The sequence below is a fragment of the Streptomyces anandii JCM 4720 genome, from assembly GCF_014650655.1.
GTDB lineage: Bacteria > Actinomycetota > Actinomycetes > Streptomycetales > Streptomycetaceae > Streptomyces > Streptomyces anandii.
Window position 1 is genome coordinate 42,871 of sequence record NZ_BMVJ01000012.1, and the last position, 2,802, is coordinate 45,672.

The window sequence follows — 2,802 nt, forward strand, 5'->3', positions numbered from 1 at the left end:
AGCTCCACGCCCGCGATGCTGGCCGAGCTCAAGCGCGCCTACAGCAAGAAGGAACCGGTCGTCGTCACGCTCTGGTCGCCGCACTGGGCGTACAACGACTACGACCTGAAGAAGCTCAAGGACCCCAAGGGCGCCTGGGGCAAGGGCGACGGCGTGCACACCCTGGCCCGCAAGGGCTTCGCCGGGGACAACCCGGTCGTCGCCAAGTGGCTGAAGGACTTCAAGCTGGACGAGAAGCAGCTCACCAGCCTGGAGGCCGAGATCAACAAGGCGGGCAAGGGCCGTCAGCAGGACGCGGTGCGCACCTGGCTGAAGGCCAACCCCGGCGTCGTCGACAAGCTGGCCCCGGTGCCGGGCGGCTCCACCGCCGCGCCGGCCGAGGCCAAGCGCACGCTGAACGTCGCCTGGTTCCCCTGGGACGAGGACATCGCGGTCACCCGGCTGTGGAAGAACGTCCTGGAGCGGCGCGGCTACAAGCTCAACCTCAAGCAGATGGACGTCGGCCCCGTCTACACCGGCCTCGCCGGCGGCGACATCGACCTCAACTTCGACGCCTGGCTGCCTTACGCCCAGAAGAACTACTGGGACAAGAGCAAGGACAAGCTCCGCGACCTCGGCACCTGGTACCAGCCGACCTCCCTGGAGATCGCCGTACCGTCGTACGTCAAGGACGTGAAGTCGCTGGCGGACCTCAAGGGCAAGGCCTCCACGTTCGGCGGGCGGATCATCGGCATCGAGCCCGGCACCGGCGAGATGAACCTGCTCAAGACCAAGGTCCTGCCCGGCTACGGCCTGGACAAGGAGTACAAGGTCGTCGACGGCTCCACCCCGGCGATGCTGGCCGAGCTCAAGCGGGCGTACGCGCAGAAGAAGCCGGTCGCGGTCGTCCTGTGGTCGCCGCACTGGGCGTACAGCCGCTACGACCTCACCAAGCTGAAGGACGACAAGAAGCTCTTCGGCGAGGGCAACACCATCCGCACCGTCTCCAGCGAGAAGTTCCCCGAGCAGTACCCGCAGCTCACCCGGTGGATCAAGAACTTCCGGATGAGCGAGGACGAGCTCGGCAGCCTGGAGAGCGAGATCAACGCGCGCGGCCAGGGACACGAGGACGAGGCCGTGGCCGCCTGGCTGAAGCAGCACCCGGACGTGGCGGACCGCATGACGGGGAAGTAGCCGCCCAACCGTCGCGGCCGGCACGGCCGCGAGGCGACCACCGCGCCGCACACCGCCCGAGGGGCGGGCCCGGCCCACGCTTCCTGACCGCGTGGTGCCGGGCCCGCCCCTCGGGCCGCACCACGGACGGATTCCGGCCAACCACGGAGAGCGATGCCCATGCCCGGGCATCGGCGCCTCCGGTACGGTGACCGTGCCGTCGCCCGGGGTGACCGGGTGCCGGCCCCGCACCCGGCCGTGGGCGGGAGTGCCGGCGCCCTCCCGGCCCGCACGAGTGAGCCCGCGCCGCCCCCGGCGGCCCGCTGATCCACTGGCGCGAAGCATCGGGTCGGCACCACACGATCCTTACGGGTATGTGACGGCCGCATGAAACGGTTTGCCGAACATGCGTAGGGTGCAGAGAACTCATCAGGGACAGTGCGCCCGCATCCGGGCCCACGCACAGCGCGGCGACGAGCGAAGGAGGGAGCCGGAGCGATGGGCGACAACAAAGAACAGCCCCTTCGAGTGGGCGCGGCCGTACGGCGGCGGCGCCGCGCGCTGGAGCTCACCCTCGCCGTCGTGGCCGAGCGCAGCGGCCTGTCGGTTCCCTTCCTGAGCCAGGTCGAGAACGACCGGGCCCGCCCCAGCAGAAGCTCCCTGGAGAAGGTCGCCGACGCGCTGCGCACCACCGCGGTGGAGCTGCTCGCCGCGGCCGATCCGGCGTGCAGTGTCGACGTGGTCCGCGCCGAGATCGCCGAGCCGGAGCCGGAGCCGGAGCCGGGTACGGCACCGCAGCCGGAACCGGAGCCCCGGGTCCGTTCCCTCGTGCGCGGCCACCACCAGTTGCACGCCTCGGAGTTCACCGGGGACCACGACGCCGGCCGCGAGTTCCAGCACCGCAACGACGAGCTGATGTACGTCGCCGACGGCGCGGTGGAGATGGAGGCGGAGGGCCGCGCCTACCGGCTGGCGCGCGGCGACACCATGTACCTGACCGGCGGGGTGCGCCACCGCTGGCGGGCCACCGTCCCGGACACGCGCGTGATCGTCGTCGCGGTGGCCGAGCACATCGAGGCGGTGCAGGACCGGTCGCGCTGATGCGGGTCGTCTCCCTGGTGCCCTCGCTCACCGAGGCCGTCGCGGTGACGCTGCCCGGTGTGCTGGCCGGAGCCACGGACTGGTGCAGCCATCCGGTGGACCTGGACGTGCCCCGGATCGGCGGCACCAAGAACCCGAGGACCGAGCGGATCGCCGCGCTCGCCCCCGACCTGGTGATCGCCAACGAGGAGGAGAACCGCCCTGCCGACCTGGACGCCCTGCGCGCGGCCGGCCTGGAGGTGCTGGTGACCGAGGTGCGCGACGTGCCGGGGGCGTTCGCGGAACTGGCGCGGGTGCTGGCGGCCTGCGGCGCTGCGGCCCGGCCGCGCTGGCTGGACGAGGCCGAGGCCGCCTGGTCCGCGCCGGGGCCCGTGGACGCGCGCCGCCTCACCGCCGTGGTGCCCGTCTGGCGGCGGCCCTGGATGGTGCTGGGCCGGGACACCTTCGCGGGCGACGTCCTCGCCCGGCTCGGCGTGGACCACCTGTACGCGCGCCACGCCGAGCGCTACCCGCGTGTCCCGGTGGAGGAGCTGCGGGCGGCCGCACCGG

General features: G+C 72.1%; 3 protein-coding genes. All 3 read left to right on the forward strand.

Features of this window, described 5'->3' with window-relative positions; all coding sequences use genetic code 11:
* Positions 1–1,173, forward strand: a 1,173-nt coding sequence (locus IE249_RS38060) for a glycine betaine ABC transporter substrate-binding protein (RefSeq protein WP_308434388.1), incomplete at its 5' end; no start/stop codon positions are given.
* Between the two features lie 477 nt (positions 1,174–1,650).
* Positions 1,651–2,253, forward strand: coding sequence for a helix-turn-helix domain-containing protein (locus IE249_RS21710; RefSeq protein ID WP_189707000.1), 603 nt, complete (start codon positions 1,651–1,653; stop codon positions 2,251–2,253).
* Positions 2,253–2,802, forward strand: a 550-nt coding sequence (locus IE249_RS21715) for a helical backbone metal receptor (protein WP_229858964.1), incomplete at its 3' end; no start/stop codon positions are given. The genes IE249_RS21710 and IE249_RS21715, both read left to right, overlap by 1 nt.

Excerpts from the sequence above, each read along its gene's own strand:
- IE249_RS21710 (WP_189707000.1), top strand. The coding sequence starts at position 1,651 with ATGGGCGACAACAAAGAACAGCCCCTTCGAGTGGGCGCGGCCGTACGG.